Source organism: Clostridium sp. AF34-13, from assembly GCF_003477845.1.
In the GTDB taxonomy this organism is placed as follows: domain Bacteria; phylum Bacillota; class Clostridia; order Lachnospirales; family Lachnospiraceae; genus Butyribacter; species Butyribacter intestini.
In genome coordinates this window covers 24,996-42,545 of the sequence record NZ_QUEB01000004.1, presented here as the reverse complement: position 1 = coordinate 42,545, position 17,550 = coordinate 24,996, and the positions used below count along the sequence as shown (strand labels likewise).

The following is a 17,550-nucleotide window of genomic DNA, read 5'->3' as shown; positions in this document are numbered from 1 at the left end:
TTTGCAATTCTCGTATGTAAAAAAGACAGGGCTTTTTATGCCCTGTCTTTTTATCTTTTAATATTTTTATATTAGAAAAGATCAACCTTACCTGCATATCTGTCATTGATAACATAATATGCCGCTCTGTCCTCAGGTTTTAAGTAAAGTTTCAACGACTTGATATTGCCTGCTCTGTGTCCCTCTGATACATACTGTTCTTTGATTCTTTCTATAATAGCATTCTGGTCTGCTTCTTCTCCACAATACTGTAAATAAACTTCAGGAGCAAGCTGCTCTTTTGGCTTATTTTTGCTTCCCGGCTTTCTTCCTCTCTTTTTTGGTGCATCAGCTTTTTTGTTTGTCTCAGTCTTTGAAGCTGTCTGCTTTAATCCGGTTGTCTTTTTCTCTGTAGCTGTAGTTGCTTTCTTTACTGTAGCATCTGCTGCTTTTGTTTCTGTCTGCACTTTCTTATCTTCAACAATTTTTGCATCAGCAGTTTTCTTTTCATTAACATCTTCTGCCTGCTTTTTAACATCAGCTTTTGTTGCCTCTTTATCAGTAGAAACATTAGTTTCCTGTAAAGTATTCTGAGTCTTTGGTGATTCTTTTTTACTTCCTGCAACAGTGTTTTTTCTTCTTCTTCCTGCCATGATACCCTCCAAAAAATATTATTAATTATGTACGATAGTCATATATTTATGTGTTTTTAACACACTTTATATATACACTAAATATATTAAGTATATTACCTATTAAATAAAAATGCAATAGTTTTTGTTATTTTAATTTTTTTCTCTGTTTACAAACCATATTCCAAGTGCAACTAAAATTATTGAAATAATATATCTGAAATAAAACCTTTCACCCGTTAAAATGCAGGATGTAAGTGTTCCAAACACTGGAATAAGTGCATTAAATATTGCAATCTGCCCCACCGGATTACATGATAATAATTGGTTATATAACACAAAACCGACAACGGAAATTGCCACAAGACAAAACATAACAACTATTCCTTTCAAGGTTACTTTTGTCAATGTACCTCCCAAAAACAGACCACCTGCAAGTAACAGAACACCTCCAATAGTCAGTCCATATCCTGTTGCCTTAACCGCATTTATATTTCTTACCGTTGTTATTATCCTCACGATAACTCCGCCAAAGGCGGCACATAATGTACTTATAACAAGAAATCCTTCACCCTGAAAGGAAACTTTACTTATAATATCAGTACTGAAATTCGCAATGATTATACCTGCAAATCCAAACAGACAACCTAAGATTTTATTTGAAGTAAGCCTTTCTTTAAAAAATAATACCGCAAGAAATATAAGCCAGAAAGTACCAAGAGAATCTATTATTGATGCCTTGCTTCCGCTGCAATTAGAAAGTCCCATATAAAAACAAAAATAATGAAAACCGGTATTTACAAATCCAAATAAAAACAGCCAGGAAAAATCCTTTAAAGATTTTATTTTAATATTTTTTTCTCTTTTATATGTAATTATAAGCGTTATGATTCCGGCAAGAAAGAATCTTATTCCTGCAAAAAGCATCTTACCTGCCGTGTCATCATTTGATATGGCATATTCTTTCATTCCCAGTTTAATAAACGGAAATGCACATCCCCATGAAAACATTGCAATTATTGCAAATAATATCACTGTTTTTCTCTTTGTAAAAAGACTTTTTTTCATTGTTCTTTCTGTGTCATTTTTATCTGTTAATATCATATCACTCCTCATTTCTGCACATATTTTTTGTGCATAATGTGAAATTAAAAATATTTACACTATTAACTCATCATTTTATTTTTTTGCCGGATTTACATGTACCATTATATGTTTTACTTTTGGAAATTCTTGTTCTATTGCATTATGAACACGCTCTGCAACAGCGTGTGTTTCATCTAATGTCTTATTTCCGTCTGCAGCAATCTCCATATCGACATATATTTTATTTCCAAAAACTCTTGTTCTTAAAAGATCTATATTTTCAACTCCCGGGATATTCATCGCACACGCCTTTATTTTCTCCATTGTCTCATCATCACATGATTTATCGACCATTTTATTTACTGCATCCATAAATATGTCATATGCAGCTTTCTCAATGAAAATACATATAACAACAGATGCCAAAGGCTCCATTATCCCAAATCCAAGCCTTGCACCGATAATACCTATAAGAGCACCGATTGAAGAAAGTGAATCTGACCTGTGATGCCATGCATCAGCCATAAGTGCACTAGAATCTATCTGTTTTGCATAATATCTTGTGTACCAGAACATAAGCTCTTTTACCACTATTGATACAACTGCCGCTACAAGTGCCAAAATTCCCGGCATTTCAACATTATAATCCCCCGCCATAATTTTTACAACTGCACCATATCCGATGCCTATGCCTGTAGCTGCAAGTACCGTGGCAAGAATTATCGCTGCTACACATTCAAGTCTCTCATGTCCGTACGGATGATCGTTATCAGAGTCTTTTCCTGATATTTTTACTCCTATCATAACTATTATCGTGCTGAAAACATCAGATGCAGAATGAACGGCATCACTTATCATAGCTCCTGAATTTGCAAAGATTCCCGCAAATAGTTTTCCCGCTGATAATAATAAATTCCATATAACACTCACGATTGATACCTTCATCGCCGTCTTTTCATAATTATCTGCATTCGTCATAATAATTCCTCCTTTTTAACTGAATGTACTCTCGGTATCTTCTCAAAACGAGTCATTTCGAGAGCACACCCCTATTATTGACTTTTTAAGCTGCACCCGAAAGAATTGCTTCGCAATTCCCGTTGGCACCACACTACTTTACGAGCATTTTTCTATACAATAAAAAAGTGAAAATCCATACTGTCCCGGATTTTCACTTTAAAAAATTGAGTAAAAAAGACCACGGGTCAGTATAAGTAACTACTGTCCCGTGGATATGATAATTTCTATCACCAATCATTTGACGATATATGATAAATCTCATATTGTATATAAATACATAAAAAACATAATAATCCACTGTCACTAATGTGACCCGGCTCCTATCGGCCTGTTCAGTTTGTACTGTAGTAAATATATGCAGTGCAAAGAGTTTTTAATAGTTTATTTTAAATATATTACATCAGTTTATCTGAAATTGCAAGTATTTTTTTCTTGCCCGACTATACATCATAAGTATAGTATTCATATCCATTCCTTTTGCCACAAGACAAATAAAATGTTCTCTTGCGGCCTCATAATAATTAAATAAAATTAATTTTTCCGTAAGATTATCATAAACTTTCCAATAACCTGTATATAATTCATTTTTTCCATTGTTAATTATAAATCCTTCTACATCCTCGACCGGATAGCCTAGTAATATCCCCATCTCATGTGGAAAATCCTCCTGAGTAGTCTGATACATAGAAAATCGTATTGCAAATTCCGGCAGCAGTTCATCAATATAAACGCTGTCATAACCAAGTTTTCTTACAAACTGCCTGTTTTCTTTTTGGAAAAGATATTGTTGAAGTTCATTTTTTCTGTATAAAAGTATGTTTGCCTTAGCCGCATCCTCATACAGAAAATATGCAGATATATCCGTCTCATCTATAATGTTATAAACTTCATCTACCTTATTTTTATCAATTATAAAAAGATTGGAAACCTTTATCCCTGTTATTACAGGAGCACATTGTAACGCAAGCTGCAATTCTACATCTTTCTTATCCATATTTTTCAATAAACAGAGTACATTTGTCTTCATATAACCTCCTGCAAATGTTATCAGTAATTGTCCAACTGATTAACATTATAAAACTTTAGTTAGATACTTCTAACTTACATTCTAATGCTACACTAAATAGCATTTGCAGTCAATAAGGTTATTGATACAATATATCATTACTATTATATGGCAACAAATATATTTATCACTCCGATAACAGCACCGATAAGTGCTCCAAGATTTACTATAGTCTGAAGTTCATTTTTCATCACCTGCATAACAAGGTCTTCAAGTTCGCTTACCTCCATATCGTTTATCTTGTCCTCGACTATTTTCTGTATGTCTATATATTCAGAAATTATATCTCCGCCTTTTGAGATAACTGTATCAAATATCTTTTCAAATACTGATTCTAATATATCAGTATCAAGTCCGAGTTCAGAAAGATTTTCATTTATAGGATTTTCCATAAATGATATGACCTCGGCATCAACCAACGGATGTATAAATTCCTCACCATGATTTTTTATATACTCAGCTAACGCATTTCCGATAGGTGCCGACATTGTGGATATTGTCGACTCATTTAAAAACATTTCCATCATTGTGCCTTTTACTTTTTCGGCAAGCGTTTTTCCTGCTATCTGTGACACTAATACATTTAAATCAACTTTTTCAAAGGCATTTATTATCTTTGAAGTTATAACATCACTCACTCTATCTTTGAGCCTGTCATAATCGCTCTTATATTCTGCTTCCTCTATTATATTTTCATAATCTTCAGTTTCATATTCTGTATTTTTTGACACTTCATTTTTATTTTCAGCAACATTTTCGTTTTCTTTTTTAAGGCTGTACTCTGTAATATAATCTTTTAATGAACTATCGTTGTCAAAAACCGTTTCTTTTATCTTCTCAAATAGATGCTCTTTCAAATCTGACTCTGTTATAGCTGCCACTATATCATCATTTGTAAATAGATTTTGTCCAACTGCTTTTCCAACGGCTGATGCTATCCTCGGCTGATTTTTCGGAATGACTCCCGGTGTAAAAGGCAGTTTCTTTCCAAATACAAATACAGGTTTTCTGGGTCTGAAAAGCATTTTTATTGCAATATAGTTTGTGCAATATCCTATTAATGCTCCGACAAGTATCGGTATTATGATTTTTAAGTATTCCATGATTTTCCTCCATTTCCATGCAGTTTACTGCACATATCAGTTTTGTATCAGGCACAAAACTCTGATGTAATTTCTATAAGTAAAGTGTTCAGAACCACTTTGACTTCACTCTCAAATACAAAGAAAAGCCAGAGTTTTAGCACCCTGGCTTTTGATTTTTTATCCCTTTTCAGGCTATTAAATTGTTCGTTTTCAGATTTCTTCTAAAATTTCATTCAAAAGATGTATTTCGCTTTCAGATTTTACTCTGCTGAATCTGTAGTTTCTTCATCCTCATCTTCCTGGTTATTATTTGATGCGATAACATTTACAACTATTGTCTCCGGATCTGTTGTAACTTCAATCTTATCATTCTTTGATATGTCAAGGTCTTTTACTTTTATCGTATCACCAAGTCTGAGACTTCCAACATCAAGTTTAATCTTGTCAACCAGATCAGCAGGATATGCTTTATATGATACTTCCTCAAGCAACTCTTCAAGAACACCCTCAACTACTTTTTCTTTATTAAGTAATACAATCTCAGCAGTATTGTGAATCTTTTCATTGCTTACTAAAGCCTGAAACTCTATATCCAAAACATGCTTAGCCATATTGTCATAATCTATTTCCTTAATGATTACATCGTATTTCTTTCCCTCAACTTCAAGGAACAACTGGCTTCCTTTGTCATTGTAGCGCAATACATCACTTACATCTTTCTGAGTCATTTTTACAGGAATAGAACCTTCTATCTCTCTGCCGAAAAGGTTACCTGTGACATAACCCTCTCTTCTTAATGCCTTAGCCTTTGCGTTTCTTTTCTCTGCTTTTAAAGTATTCATTTGTCTTTTCCTCCAAAACGATTAAAATTTGCAACTGCAAATATGAAGATTTAATCCATATTAGTATCACTGCAGTTGTAGGCAAAATTTGAAATCGCCTGGTGATCACTAGGTATCTTTCTGATACAATTGTGTTATACCACTTTATTTGGCACTCGTCAAGTATGAGTGCTGATTAGAATTGTGAAAATTTTGTGAACTTTTTCTTTTGCACATCTGCCATAAATGATATAAATTTTTATAAAACAACTTATTTATCCCATAAATTATAACTTTAATAATCTGGTCTCATAAGAGTTCCCTTTTTAAAGGTAACACCTGCCGTCTCAAACGGATATGAAATTTTTGAAACATAATACCACGGATCATTCTCATCAGCAGGATTTTTAAGAATGTGAAACTGCTGTGCAGGCATATAACCCTGTCCGAGCAAAAAAGCCTTGTCACCATCTTTATTTTCGCATACATCAACTACCATCTCAACATGACCCGGACTTCCGCCATATATAAAAATGTCTCCCGGCTGTATATCTTTCTCAGAAATCTTCTTTGACTCCTGAACCATTGACAGTGTACCTGCATAAGTAAATACAAATTTGAGATAGCTGTCAAATATTTTATATGAACTGTCTGCTTTCTCACTGTGCACCCAGTAGGTCTTATTTCCGTCAACTTTCACTCTCATGCCCTGACTCCATTTTGAAAATCCTACCTCAAAACCGTTAGTCAGATGAAATTTTATCCTGTCATATTTTTTTTGCTTATAATAATACTCCGCATAAAGTCTTATGACCGAATCGGCACACTGCTGAAGATTTCCATCGGTGAGTTTCATTTTTAATACTGCCGCATGAGCATCCTGTCTGTGGCTTAATTTTCCATTGTAAAGTGAAATCTTTTTTCCATCTTTATATAGAGGATAGTTTTCGAGGAACTCTCCGAATGAATTTTTTGAGATATTTCTTTTATAACCCTTTGGAGTTTTAAACCTTGTCCTGATATTATTTCCTGATATATTAATTATGCTTTGACTGTTGTCTTTTTTCGTTGTTTCGGCGGTATCACCGGACTTGTCCTTTCCGTCTTCACCATTCTTTTGGGAACTTATCACCGAAGCCGCTTTTTGGCTTTTTCTGTTCATGTCTTTTCTGGCACATATCGCCGTATCAGCGATAACAATGATAAGCACAATGATAAAACTTATCAAAGTCAGATGTTTAAATCGTCCGTTTTTCATAAAATCCCTCCCTATGCAAAAGCAGAACATTATTCCGCTTTTTATGTATAAATAATTCTGCCGCTAAAAAATTTACAACTCACAAAATCATAACTTTAATAATACCTTGCGACATATTAATACTCTGCTAAAATTATAACACATCGGTCAAAAAAAACTATTAAGATTTTATTATTTTTAATGCATAATCGTAACAGTTCAGTTATAACAATATAATCGGTAATATCTTAGCTTACTCAATGTATTGCTGATTATATTGTTATTGTAGAATAGCCTTTAAAATTTTTCTCCTTGAATATCATTGCCAAATCTCCTATAACAAAAACATCGAAAAAAATAATATGCTCTCGAAATCTTCTGAACGTAGAATTTTGAGCGTAACATATCAATGGAGGAAATCAATGTTAAAAACTTGTAATGTGCCACAATAAAAACATAACTTTAGATGGTATCACATTTAAAAACATGAAATACGGACATTTTATAGAGATGGATGCTTCTAAAAATGTGACGGTAAACAACTGCACATTCACCGGATATAAAGCAAGTAAACGCCATACTTCCGAAGCAATAAACTTTGACACTCCAGATAAGAAAACAAAGGGATTTACTCATGACTGGAGTAAATATGACTGCACTGCAAACCAGAATGTAAAGATTACAAAATGTATTTTCTCAAATCTTGAAAAGGCAATCGGAACACACCAGTACTCTGTTAAAAAATATCATACTGGAATTACAATATCCGATTGTACCATAAAAAATTGTGTCACTGTTATCAAAGAAGTCCCCCGCTTCTATTAGAAGTGGGGGACTTCCCTAATATCAGGCTGCCTGTTCTTCTCTGTTTACATTCTTATCACTCTCAAAAATCTTAAATACATTTCTCACAAGAGGTCCTGCTATAAATGTCTGCCAGAAAAATGCCATTGGGAAGTTTAATACATATTTCTGAAGCCATACAGCAACTACTTCTGATCCTGGATGTGCAAACAATACCGTAGCTATAAGACTCATTGTAGGGCACATAAGTGCAACTATCATAGATGAGATAGCAACCGTTACCATAAACTCGCTTTCTTTCCCCGGTGTTACAAATCTGAAAGCAAGCTTTATTGCAAGTCTCTCAAAAACAAACATTTCAAGAATAACTGCCACTGGCCACATTATAGGCATTTCATGAAAAGCTATCAAAAAGATTTCGTTACTCATTCCTCCTTTATCAATGGCAATATTGTAACACACCATTCCATAGACCATGATAAATGCCATAATGGCAGTAAAAATAAAGTTCTGAAGTTTCGTTCTCTGCATAATAAATATCTCCTTTTTTCTAAAAATGGGCATAAAAAATACATGTGTGTTGTTCGTTAATCAGGTGATAGTTCACACATGTGTCGTTTCCAATTTTTTACCAAAGATTTTTATGCAGTTTTTAACAACGAGTGAGATTATACCACAGAAAAAAAGACTTTGCAAGAAGTTTTAACTTTATTGTTAGTAATATTTACGGCACTGTCTTACATAGATAATCATAATAAAAAGAAATAGCATCCTCTACGGCTCAATGTGAAAGATGCTATTCTTTATAGTTATTTTACTGTATCTCAAAATCTTTACTGTATCTTAAACAGTTTAGCACCATGAGAAGCTACAAATACGCTATCCTTATCAATAAGGTCAACATCTTCATGATTCCAAAGCTCTACTGCTTTAGTTCCCGTCACTCCGTAGTTTTTAACATCCTCCCACGGAATAGCCACATCACAGTTCTGCTCTTTGAGATTAAATACTGCTACATAGTATGAACCGTCCTCTGTGTCTTTTGAACACCAGATAACATGTTCATCATCTCTCTCTATCTGTCTTGCACCCTCAGAATGTTTTAAGAGTCCTAGCACATCCTTGTTTGTGATAAGTTTCTTTGTCCAGTCATCAAGCTGCAAAAGGTCTGCTCCGAGCATAAGTGGTGAACGGAATATGCTCCAAAGTGTCATAAGTGTTATCTGCTCATCATGCGAGAAATTACACTCCCACTCATGACCGAAACCTTTTCCGAGTTTGCCAAGTGTCAGCATATCACAGTCAGGATAACATCCTTCACTCACATGGTTCTGCCAGAGTTCACAACGCCAGAACATAGGCAGGAGTAAATCCCATCTGTCCCAGAAATCGTCAGTGATACGCCACATATTGGCATATTTCTCATAATGCCATGCCTCTTCTATCTTTGCCGGTCCCGGTGAAAGACTTAAAACTATCTCACGACCACACTTCTGAATTGCATTGTAGAGCATTTCTATCTCTTTTTTTGCAGATGGCATATCCATACGGCAAATATCATCACATTTGATAAAATCAACGCCCCACTGTGCGTAAAGTTCAAAAATGGAATCATAGTACTCCTGTGCACCATCAGCATCAGGACGGACACCGTACATATCAGGATTCCAGTCACAAATGTTTGACGGGTCTGCTATATCATTGGCAAGAGCCTTACTTCCAAGTATCTTTGTATGCTCATGTGCCGCCTGTCTCGGAATACCACGCATTATATGAATACCGAATTTAAGACCGAGACTGTGTATATAATCTGCCAACGGCTTAAATCCGTTGCCTTCTTTTGCTGATGGGAATTTATCCACACATGGGAGAAGTCTTGAATATTCGTCCATCTCAACTTTCCAGAACGGAATATACTGATATTTGTCTCTTTGACTTCCCGTATCATAACTGTACCATTCAATATCGACAACGACATATTCCCAGCCAAACTCTTTGAGATTTTCAGCCATGTACTCTGCTGTCTTTCTGACCTGCTCCTCATTTACCGATGTGTCATAATAATCATAACTGTTCCAGCCCATAGGCGGTGTCTTTGCAAAAAGATTTTTGTTCATAAGTCCTCCTGTAATAATTTATATTAAAATTTCGTCTTCCACACAAAAACAAATTTTGCATGGAGTAATTTAGTTATCTATAAACTATTTTACCAAAAACTTAATGTCTTTTCAATCCCCTTTATAAATCTGACTTAGAATAATCTTGTGCATCCTTTATCTGCTCATAAAGTGATTTTCTGACTTTTTTTCTCGTGACCTCGACAAGTCCGAGTTTTGTCATATCGACAAGTATCGTTTTTACCGGGTCTTTCGCAAACTCGGTTCTAAGTCTGTCCATAAGCTGTTTGTTATAGTCTGCATCCTTCATATCTATAAAATCTATGAGTATCATTCCTGACAGATTTCTAAGCCTTAGCTGCTTTGCTATCTGTGTTGCCGCTTCGAGATTGACTTTTAAAAATGTTTTTTGCACATCTTTCTTTTTTGAGATTGCTTTGCCTGTGTTCACATCAATAGACACAAGTGCCTCAGTAGGCTGTATCACAAGATAGCCGCCGTTTTTAAGCCAGACTTTAGGCATAAGTGCGTGTTCTAATGTCTTTGTAACATCATAGACTGCATCAAGTTTTCCGTCGGCATTATCCCAGCGTTTTATCTTTTTTATATCCTCAGGCTGATATATCTTCGCAAACTCCATTATCCTGTTAAAGATTTCATCATCGTCCGTGATTATGCTTTCAAGCAGTGAATCATAGGAGTCTCTTATATCGCACAGATAAGCGTCAGGGGCATGGTAAAGACAGTTAAACTTCGCCCTATGCACACCAAATTTTTTTATATTTTCAAGCTGCTGTTTAAGAAATGCTATCTCTTTTAAGATTTTTTCATCCGATGCATCCTTACAGTTTGTCCTTGCCACAAATCCGTAATCTCCGTCTATATTATTTCTCAGAAATCCCCTGAGCTGCTGTTTTCTCTCGGCATCTTTTATCTTCGACGATATGCTGACCGTTCTCTCTCCGTATATCAGCACGACATATTTTCCCGGAAAATTAAGTGTTCCTGAAAGCGTCGGCGGCTTTGTCTTTACCGCCTCCCTCTCTATCTGAATGATTATCTCATCACCTATAAGCACTCTTGTCCCGTCCGATACAACACCGTCCGTATGTATAGGACAAACTTTTGCATCGAGTGAGAGATACCCCATCTTTCCCTGCTCATACTCGACAAAAGCCGCATTTATATTTTTGACTATATTTCTGACTTTGCCGACATATATATCTCCTAAGAGTGAACCCGCATCCTCAGGCTGTGCCTGTATCTGTGCGACCTTTCCGTCCTCAACTCTCACCGACAGTACCGCACCGTCTTTTTTAGTTATAAGTAACTGATTTGCCATTATTTAAGCCATCTCCTGTTTTCCAAACTCTGATAAAGGTACAAGACTGCACGGTGTTTCAGAATAAAGCAGATGCACCTCTCCTTTTTTTGCTGTCTTATCAGCATACATTTCAAGCCTGTGTATCTGATAGTCGAGCGTATTATACTCAAATCCGTTCATCTTTGCCATAGCTTCTAAGACAAGCTCCGGCTTTATATTTACTACACTTCCCGCTGTAAGCTGACAATAAAATACAGGCTTATAAAAAGCAGTGTCTAATTCAAGACTGCCGTAATCATTTTTTGTCTCATTTTTGAAAGCATCCATATCATTTTCAATATGATATATGTTCGGCTTTATATCCACTACCTTTTCTGAACGCTTTGTCTTTTTTAATATCTCTATCTTTTCGGCTTCTTTTATCTTTCTTACTGCCTCTTTTGCAAATGCATCGTCTGTAAGAGGGTTGTCCTTATCCGGTTTTATACATATCACATAGTCACACGCCGAGAGCATTGCCATTGACGGCTTTGCTTCATCATCAAGTATCGTAAAATCCTTGACCGTTATCTCATCATTCATAACGGCATTTATACGCTCTATCATTTCTTCCTGAGAGTCACTTTTTTCCAGTGTCACATCAAGGTACTCCGCATCACTGCTAAGTCCTATTCCGAGTGGTGATGCAAAAGACATAAGCTGATGTGGTGAAAATCCCTTACTGTAACTTACTTCTATCTCGGCACGCCTAAATGCTTTCTGAAAATATCGCATCACATCCAGATGGCCTATAAAACGCATTGAACCAATTTTACTGAATTTTAATCTTGCTTTCATATCCGTCACCCGTTCCTTTCCGCATCACTGCCTGTCAGATTTTCAACACATACACCGCACTTAAATTTCATAGCACCGCAGCCTGCACATTTCACACGACAGTTAGGGGTAACCTGTGCTTTTAACGAATTTTCATACTCTCTTCGCATAAATTTCTTTGTGACACCTATATCTATGAAATCCCACGGGAACAGCTCGTCCTCAGGTCTTTCACGGCCGATATAAAATGCCATGTCAAGTCCATTGTCCTCAAATGCCTTAAGCCAGTTCTCATATTTAAAATATTCCGACCACGCATCATAAAAACACCCACTCTGATATGCTTCAAGTATAACCTTGTTAAGTCGTCTGTCACCTCTTGCAAACACTCCCTCAAGCTCTGATACATCTGCATCATGGCAGTTATACTTGATACTTTTCTGATTGAGCTGTTCTCTTACCTTGCCAAGCAGGAAATTTCTCTTATCCTTTGCCTGCTCCTTTGTGTTCATAGGTGACCACTGGAACGGTGTAAACGGCTTTGGCACAAATATTGATGTACTCGTGACAATGCTTACCTTTCCGTTTCTCTCATCTTTTGGAATCGTATAATATTCTCTTGCTATCTTGTCAGATAATATTGCAATCCCCTCTATATCATCATAAGTTTCACCCGGAAGTCCGAGCATAAAGTAAAGTTTTACCCTGTTCCAGCCTCCACGGAACGCATCCATGGCACCTGTAAGAATATTTTCCTCCGTAAGCCCCTTATTTATAACATTTCTCATTCGCTGTGTTCCCGCTTCCGGAGCAAATGTAAGACTTGATTTTCTTATATCCTGCACCTTTGACATTACATCAAGTGCGAATGCATCTATCCTGAGCGACGGAAGTGAGATATTTACACCCTTGTCCCTGTATTCGTCTATAAGCCAGTAGACAAGTTCCGGAAGTTCCCTATAATCGCTTGAACTGAGCGAACTAAGCGAAATCTCCTCATGTCCCGTTGCCTTTAACATAGCTGCTGCTCTCTTTTTAAGAAAATCAAGACTTCTCGGTCTTATAGGTCTGTAAAGCATACCCGACTGACAAAAGCGGCATCCTCTTATACATCCACGCTGTATCTCAAGCACAACTCTGTCCTGCGTGACCTTGATGTAAGGCACGAGCGGTTTTTCGGGATAATAAGTTTCCGACATATCAAGTTCCACCTGTTTGATAACAGTCTTAGGTGCTTCTTCCACGATAGGATAAAAATCTTTAAGTGTTCCGTCCCCGTTATACTCCGCTTCATAAAACTGAGGTATATACATTCCCGGTATCTGTGCGGCAGCCTTTAAAAATTCCACTCTGTCATTACCTGACTTTTTCCACTCCTTGTATGCGTCCATAAGGTCAAAATATACAGTTTCTCCCTCTCCTATATAAAATATATCAAAGAAATCTGCTATAGGTTCAGGATTGTATGAACAGGGACCTCCGCCTATAACAAACGGATCATCCTTTGTCCTGTCCTTTGCCAGAAGCGGTATCTTTGAAAGGTCAAGTATCTGTAATATATTTGTATAACACATCTCATACTGAAGCGTAATTCCAAGAAAATCAAAATTCTTTATCGGCTCCTGACTCTCCAATGCGAAAAGCGGTATATCCTGCTCACGCATTATCTTATCTAAATCCACCCACGGTGAGTAGACTCTCTCACAATATATATCATCCCGCAGATTGAACATATCATATAATATCTGTATGCCAAGATGCGACATACCTATCTCATATACATCGGGAAAGCACATACAAAATCGTATATCTACTTTTGAGGGATCTTTTTTTATCATGTTAATCTCGCCACCGATATATCTTGCCGGCTTATCAACAGATAACAATATCTCATCACTTAAAGCTAGTTTTCTCATTCAGTTCCTCCATAACATCACTTATAATATTTCCGGTAATTTCAACCATATCATGCCAAACTGTGCCTTCTTTTGACATCGCCTGTCTGATAGATTTATTACTATAGTTTCCGATTGTAAGATCTCCAAAACATAAAACAAGAACAGCAGAAAATATAAGTAAAAGAAGTGTTATCTTTGTCATAAGCGACGAACCATCACCCACATTTTCCTGCATTTCCTCGTAATTGTCAGAAAATGCCAGCCGCGCTCTCATTATTTTTTCTGAACGTGTATCAACTGGCATTTCTTCATTATAATCATATTCATTCATATTCTTATACATAATTTGCATAACATAACTTTTATGTAAATTATGCTGCATACCCTCCTAATCATTATTTTCAATTTCACAATTACCTTTTTTAAGGATATGCTTTTACATTTAAAGACATGACTTTTATTTGGTACTTTATTTTTATTTATCAGCGTCCCATGTAAGACCTTGATACTCATGACATTCCTCACGCGTGAGAAGTGCCTGGATTGCATCAGTGGCAGATACTCCGTCAAATAACACCTCGTTTATCTGTTCTACGATAGGCATTGAAACATTGTATTTCTTAGCAAGTGCAAATGCAGCTTTTGCTGAATAAACACCCTCTACAACCTGTTTTACCTCTTTCATAGCCTCATCCATAGACATTCCTTTGCCGATTAATACACCGGCATTATGATTACGGCTGTGTGTACTTGTACAGGTAACGATAAGGTCACCTATTCCCGAAAGTCCACAAAAAGTTTCCATATGACCACCCATAGCAACACCAAGTCTTGCAATCTCAGTTATACCTCTTGTGATGAGTGCTGCCTTCGTATTGTCTCCAAGTCCGAGTCCGTCGCAGACACCGGCTGCAAGTGCTATTACATTTTTGATAGAACCTCCCAGCTCAATGCCGGTTATATCAGGGCTTGTATATACTCTGAAACGGTCATTCATAAATATCTTCTGAACATATTTTGCGGTTTCTTTTGATGTAGACCCAACTACAACTGTAGTAGGCATACCTATTGAAACTTCCTCTGCATGACTTGGTCCTGACAATACAGAGACATCCATTCCGGGCATTTCCTCACAAATTATATCTCTAAGTGTCATCAATGTATCATTCTCAATTCCCTTTGCAACATTTACTATCCTTTGTCCCTTAGGGATAAATTCTGAAGCTTTTTTTGCAGTTGATCTGACATAAGGTGAAGCAACAGAAAAAACTATAAGATCGAATCCCTTACAGGCACTTTCAAGATTACTTGTAACAACTACCGACTCAGGAAGCTTAACTCCCGGAAGTCTGTCTTTATGTTCCCTGTGTGTCTGTAACATCTCAACTTCCGACTCTACAGCCGACCAGAGTGTTACCTCATGACCATTATTTGCTAACATTATCGCAAGTGCCGTTCCCCAACTTCCGGCGCCTAAAAAACTAACTTTACTCATAATAATCCTCCATTTCTGCACAGTCTTTTGTGCATCTCATACCATTCTCTTTTCTAAAATAATGTGACATTTCTGCCACTACATCTCTTTTTTTGAACCAATCTTATTCTCTTTTCCATGAATCAGTCTTACAATGTTCTGCCTATGCTGGAAATATGCAAAAGCTGTAAATAACAGACTGATTACCATCATATGTATAAATCCCTTATCATTTCGATGCATTATCAAGGTATTTGCCGGTATATACCACGCAACAACAAGTGAACCAAGTGATACATATCTCGTACACACAACTATCAATGCAAATATCAAAATTCCGGTTGGAATAAAAAGCGGGTGTGCAGCCGACATAACGACAGCCGCCGTAACTGCAATACCTTTTCCACCCTTAAATCCAAGATAAAAAGGGTAATTATGTCCAAGTACCACACCAAGTCCCATATACAAACATAAGAGATACCAGTTGTCAGGTGATAAGAATATCCTTATCACAAGAATCGGCATGACAGCTTTTGCAAGATCTCCCACAAATGTTATAAGTGCAGGCAGCTTGCCTAAAACTCTCAAAACATTTGTAGTACCTGCATTGCCACTCCCATGTTCCCTTATATCTATATGATGGAATTTTCCCACAAAATATCCGCTTGATATACACCCGCAAAAATACCCTATCACCAAACAGATTATGTTATGAATCATATCTTCGCCCATTTCAATCTCCATTCCCACTCAAAACATTGAGTATGGTATAAAAAAGCTGAATCAATTTTCATACCGGCCTTTTATTTTTCTTTGCGTTCTCTTATTATAAACTTAAGAGGTGTCCCGGCAAAACCGAATGCCTCTCTTATCTTATTCTCAAGATACCTCGTATATGAGAAATGCATAAGTCTCTTGTCATTTACAAATATAACAAATGTAGGCGGTTTTACGCTTACCTGTGTCATATAATATATTTTAAGCCTTCTTCCCTTATCTGATGGCGGCTGCTGCATTGCAACTGCTTCAGTAAGGATTTCGTTAAGAACACCCGTTGCTATTCTTAATGAATGATTTTGTATAACAACCTCAATGGCCTCAAACAACTTTGGAAGTCTCTGTCCCGTAAGTGCCGACACAAACATAATCTCAGCATAAGGCATGAATGACAGTGTATTTCTTACTTTTTTACTAAATTCAGACACTGTCTTATTGTCCTTTTCAATAGCATCCCACTTATTGACTGCTATTATCATACCACGACCTCTGTCATGGGCGATTCCGGCAATCTTTGCATCCTGCTCGGTGATACCCTCAGTCGCATCGATAACAAGGACTACCACATCGGCTCTCTCAACAGCTGAAACCGTGCGGAGTATTGAATATCTCTCGATTTCCTCTTTTATCTTATTTTTTCTTCTAAGACCAGCTGTATCTATAAATACATATTCTTTGCCATTCCACTTTACTGCCGTATCAACTGCATCTCTTGTAGTTCCGGCAACATCAGACACAATAACCCTATTTTCTCCGAGAAGTTTATTTATAATCGATGATTTTCCTGCATTTGGCTTGCCGACTATCGCAATCCTCGGTCTTTCATCCTCAGCATCATCCTCATTTTCAGGAAAAAGAGCTGTGACTTCATCGAGCATATCACCAATTCCTAATTTGCCAATTGATGATATAGGATACGGATCTCCGAGTCCTAAATTGTAAAATTCGTAAACATCAGGCATAAGCTTGTCAAAATTATCTACTTTATTTACGACAAGAACTATCTTTTTCTGTGCTTTTCTAAGCATCTCAGCGACTTTATAATCAGCATCGACAACACCCTGCTTTACATCGACAACGAACATTACAACATCTGCCATCTCAATCGCCATCTCAGCCTGCTCTCTCATATGGCGGAGCATCTGATTGTTTGTCTCAGGCTCGATTCCACCGGTATCCATCAGTGTAAAGTGATAATTAAGCCAGTTTACATCAGCGTATATCCTGTCTCTTGTAACACCCGGAGTATCTTTTACTATCGACAGGCGTTCGCCGACAAGCATATTAAAAAGTGTTGATTTTCCGACATTTGGTCGTCCGACTATCGCTACTATAGGTTTAGCCATATGAACCTCCGTTTCTATTTTATGTACTCCCGGTATCCTCTCAAAACAAAGAATACTGAGAGCACATT

The 17,550-nt window shown here is 36.7% G+C and carries 17 protein-coding genes and 1 riboswitch; of the genes, 1 reads left to right on the top strand and 16 read right to left on the bottom strand.

From position 1 onward, the window contains the following. Positions 1 to 71: 71 nt before the first annotated feature. The 7 genes from DWZ63_RS04620 to DWZ63_RS04590 all read right to left on the bottom strand — a co-directional run bounded on the left by DWZ63_RS04620 (position 72) and on the right by DWZ63_RS04590 (position 6,947). The gene (locus DWZ63_RS04620) at positions 72 to 632 is read right to left on the bottom strand and encodes a DUF6465 family protein (protein ID WP_118498889.1); all 561 of its coding nucleotides are present in this window, start codon (positions 630 to 632) and stop codon (positions 72 to 74) included. Between the two features lie 132 nt (positions 633 to 764). Continuing rightward, positions 765 to 1,715, bottom strand: coding sequence for a DMT family transporter (locus DWZ63_RS04615; RefSeq protein WP_182431442.1), 951 nt, complete (start codon positions 1,713 to 1,715; stop codon positions 765 to 767). Between the two features lie 75 nt (positions 1,716 to 1,790). Next, the gene (locus DWZ63_RS04610) at positions 1,791 to 2,675 is read right to left on the bottom strand and encodes a cation diffusion facilitator family transporter (protein WP_118498885.1); all 885 of its coding nucleotides are present in this window, start codon (positions 2,673 to 2,675) and stop codon (positions 1,791 to 1,793) included. 241 nt (positions 2,676 to 2,916) lie between these two features. Next, positions 2,917 to 3,063: riboswitch (NiCo riboswitch) on the bottom strand. A 54-nt stretch (positions 3,064 to 3,117) separates the two neighbouring features. Beyond that, positions 3,118 to 3,744, bottom strand: coding sequence for a DUF3793 family protein (locus tag DWZ63_RS04605; protein WP_118498883.1), 627 nt, complete (start codon positions 3,742 to 3,744; stop codon positions 3,118 to 3,120). Between the two features lie 143 nt (positions 3,745 to 3,887). Beyond that, positions 3,888 to 4,886 (bottom strand): DUF445 family protein, encoded by a 999-nt coding sequence (locus tag DWZ63_RS04600; protein WP_118498881.1) that lies wholly within the window; start codon positions 4,884 to 4,886, stop codon positions 3,888 to 3,890. 242 nt (positions 4,887 to 5,128) lie between these two features. Then, complete coding sequence (locus tag DWZ63_RS04595) at positions 5,129 to 5,710, bottom strand: 50S ribosomal protein L25 (protein WP_055942800.1); 582 nt, start codon at positions 5,708 to 5,710, stop codon at positions 5,129 to 5,131. 274 nt (positions 5,711 to 5,984) lie between these two features. Further along, positions 5,985 to 6,947, bottom strand: a complete 963-nt coding sequence (locus DWZ63_RS04590) for a DUF4846 domain-containing protein (protein WP_182431441.1) — start codon at positions 6,945 to 6,947, stop codon at positions 5,985 to 5,987. Between the two features lie 465 nt (positions 6,948 to 7,412). Between DWZ63_RS04590 and DWZ63_RS04585 the strand changes: the two genes are divergently transcribed. Beyond that, on the top strand, positions 7,413 to 7,751 hold the full coding sequence (locus tag DWZ63_RS04585) for a hypothetical protein (protein ID WP_243020482.1): 339 nt from the start codon (positions 7,413 to 7,415) through the stop codon (positions 7,749 to 7,751). Between the two features lie 21 nt (positions 7,752 to 7,772). On the opposite strand, the gene DWZ63_RS04580 is transcribed toward DWZ63_RS04585, so the two are convergent. From DWZ63_RS04580 to der, 9 genes are all read right to left on the bottom strand, one after another. Then, entirely contained in the window at positions 7,773 to 8,261 is a 489-nt protein-coding gene (locus tag DWZ63_RS04580; RefSeq protein WP_055942807.1) for a DUF2798 domain-containing protein, read from the bottom strand. 302 nt (positions 8,262 to 8,563) lie between these two features. Beyond that, positions 8,564 to 9,847 carry a glycoside hydrolase family 27 protein gene (locus DWZ63_RS04575; protein ID WP_118498878.1) on the bottom strand — a complete coding sequence of 428 codons (1,284 nt, stop codon included), beginning with the start codon at positions 9,845 to 9,847 and terminating at the stop codon, positions 8,564 to 8,566. A 121-nt stretch (positions 9,848 to 9,968) separates the two neighbouring features. After that, positions 9,969 to 11,189 (bottom strand): ribonuclease E/G, encoded by a 1,221-nt coding sequence (locus tag DWZ63_RS04570; RefSeq protein ID WP_055942813.1) that lies wholly within the window; start codon positions 11,187 to 11,189, stop codon positions 9,969 to 9,971. A gap of 3 nt (positions 11,190 to 11,192) precedes the next feature. Further along, positions 11,193 to 12,008, bottom strand: coding sequence for a TIGR03936 family radical SAM-associated protein (locus tag DWZ63_RS04565; protein WP_147353203.1), 816 nt, complete (start codon positions 12,006 to 12,008; stop codon positions 11,193 to 11,195). A 5-nt stretch (positions 12,009 to 12,013) separates the two neighbouring features. Further along, complete coding sequence (locus DWZ63_RS04560) at positions 12,014 to 13,903, bottom strand: TIGR03960 family B12-binding radical SAM protein (RefSeq protein WP_118498876.1); 1,890 nt, start codon at positions 13,901 to 13,903, stop codon at positions 12,014 to 12,016. After that, entirely contained in the window at positions 13,881 to 14,267 is a 387-nt protein-coding gene (locus DWZ63_RS04555; RefSeq protein WP_022013985.1) for a hypothetical protein, read from the bottom strand. Before DWZ63_RS04555 ends, DWZ63_RS04560 begins: the two co-directional genes overlap by 23 nt. A gap of 93 nt (positions 14,268 to 14,360) precedes the next feature. Continuing rightward, positions 14,361 to 15,380 (bottom strand): NAD(P)H-dependent glycerol-3-phosphate dehydrogenase, encoded by a 1,020-nt coding sequence (locus tag DWZ63_RS04550; protein ID WP_055942823.1) that lies wholly within the window; start codon positions 15,378 to 15,380, stop codon positions 14,361 to 14,363. A 78-nt stretch (positions 15,381 to 15,458) separates the two neighbouring features. Next, complete coding sequence (gene plsY, locus DWZ63_RS04545; RefSeq protein ID WP_022013983.1) at positions 15,459 to 16,091, bottom strand: glycerol-3-phosphate 1-O-acyltransferase PlsY; 633 nt, start codon at positions 16,089 to 16,091, stop codon at positions 15,459 to 15,461. Positions 16,092 to 16,162: 71 nt separating this feature from the next. Then, positions 16,163 to 17,482, bottom strand: a complete 1,320-nt coding sequence (gene der, locus DWZ63_RS04540) for a ribosome biogenesis GTPase Der (RefSeq protein ID WP_022013982.1) — start codon at positions 17,480 to 17,482, stop codon at positions 16,163 to 16,165. Between the last annotated feature and the right edge of the window lie 68 nt (positions 17,483 to 17,550).

Bases quoted from the DNA above. Each gene is read 5' to 3' on its own strand.
- DWZ63_RS04600 (WP_118498881.1), bottom strand. From the start codon at position 4,886: ATGGAATACTTAAAAATCATAATACCGATACTTGTCGGAGCATTAATA.
- DWZ63_RS04565 (WP_147353203.1), bottom strand. From the start codon at position 12,008: ATGAAAGCAAGATTAAAATTCAGTAAAATTGGTTCAATGCGTTTTATA.
- DWZ63_RS04560 (WP_118498876.1), bottom strand. From the start codon at position 13,903: ATGAGAAAACTAGCTTTAAGTGATGAGATATTGTTATCTGTTGATAAG.
- DWZ63_RS04585 (WP_243020482.1), top strand. From the start codon at position 7,413: ATGAAATACGGACATTTTATAGAGATGGATGCTTCTAAAAATGTGACG.
- DWZ63_RS04575 (WP_118498878.1), bottom strand. From the start codon at position 9,847: ATGAACAAAAATCTTTTTGCAAAGACACCGCCTATGGGCTGGAACAGT.
- DWZ63_RS04555 (WP_022013985.1), bottom strand. From the start codon at position 14,267: ATGCAGCATAATTTACATAAAAGTTATGTTATGCAAATTATGTATAAG.
- DWZ63_RS04580 (WP_055942807.1), bottom strand. From the start codon at position 8,261: ATGCAGAGAACGAAACTTCAGAACTTTATTTTTACTGCCATTATGGCA.
- der (WP_022013982.1), bottom strand. From the start codon at position 17,482: ATGGCTAAACCTATAGTAGCGATAGTCGGACGACCAAATGTCGGAAAA.
- DWZ63_RS04615 (WP_182431442.1), bottom strand. From the start codon at position 1,715: ATGATATTAACAGATAAAAATGACACAGAAAGAACAATGAAAAAAAGT.
- DWZ63_RS04570 (WP_055942813.1), bottom strand. From the start codon at position 11,189: ATGGCAAATCAGTTACTTATAACTAAAAAAGACGGTGCGGTACTGTCG.
- DWZ63_RS04590 (WP_182431441.1), bottom strand. From the start codon at position 6,947: ATGAAAAACGGACGATTTAAACATCTGACTTTGATAAGTTTTATCATT.
- DWZ63_RS04550 (WP_055942823.1), bottom strand. From the start codon at position 15,380: ATGAGTAAAGTTAGTTTTTTAGGCGCCGGAAGTTGGGGAACGGCACTT.
- DWZ63_RS04605 (WP_118498883.1), bottom strand. From the start codon at position 3,744: ATGAAGACAAATGTACTCTGTTTATTGAAAAATATGGATAAGAAAGAT.
- DWZ63_RS04595 (WP_055942800.1), bottom strand. From the start codon at position 5,710: ATGAATACTTTAAAAGCAGAGAAAAGAAACGCAAAGGCTAAGGCATTA.
- DWZ63_RS04610 (WP_118498885.1), bottom strand. From the start codon at position 2,675: ATGACGAATGCAGATAATTATGAAAAGACGGCGATGAAGGTATCAATC.
- plsY (WP_022013983.1), bottom strand. From the start codon at position 16,091: ATGGGCGAAGATATGATTCATAACATAATCTGTTTGGTGATAGGGTAT.
- DWZ63_RS04620 (WP_118498889.1), bottom strand. From the start codon at position 632: ATGGCAGGAAGAAGAAGAAAAAACACTGTTGCAGGAAGTAAAAAAGAA.